General features: G+C 74.3%; 1 protein-coding gene. It reads left to right on the top strand.

The window, feature by feature from the left end; all coding sequences use genetic code 11:
* Positions 1-127 precede the first annotated feature (127 nt).
* Complete coding sequence (locus A4V12_RS27965) at positions 128-403, top strand: DUF2087 domain-containing protein (RefSeq protein WP_064072229.1); 276 nt, start codon at positions 128-130, stop codon at positions 401-403.
* Positions 404-432 lie beyond the last annotated feature (29 nt).

Below are 432 nucleotides of genomic sequence, written 5' to 3'. Positions count from 1 at the left end.
GACCGCCGGCCGGTGACCGGCCGGGACGATGACGGTGACCGGCAGCGGTGGCCGGCGGCGGCGAGGGGGCACGGTGGTGCGGGAAAAACGCGTTGCCCCGTGCGCTCCGGCCCGGCACGCTTCCCGCATGTCCGAGATCCGAACCGGCGGCGCGCGAGACGTGGCCGCCCTCTTCTCCCACGGGCGGCTGACGGCCATCCCCCGCAAGCCGGCCCGCCGCGAGCAGTTGCTCGTCCACCTCGCCGAGACACTGTTCGAGCCGAACCGTGCGTACACCGAGCCCGAGGTGAACGAGGCCCTGCGCACCGTGCACGACGACTGTTCGGCGCTGCGCCGGTACCTGGTGGTCGGCGGGCAGCTGACCCGGACCCGGGACGGTGCCACCTACCGGCGGGCCGGGTAGCCATCCGTATCGGGCGGTGGGCTGTGACG

This window comes from Streptomyces noursei, from assembly GCF_001646665.1.
GTDB lineage: Bacteria > Actinomycetota > Actinomycetes > Streptomycetales > Streptomycetaceae > Streptomyces > Streptomyces lavendulocolor.
Note: the sequence above shows the minus strand (reverse complement) of the source record. Positions and strands in the feature narration are given on the sequence as shown.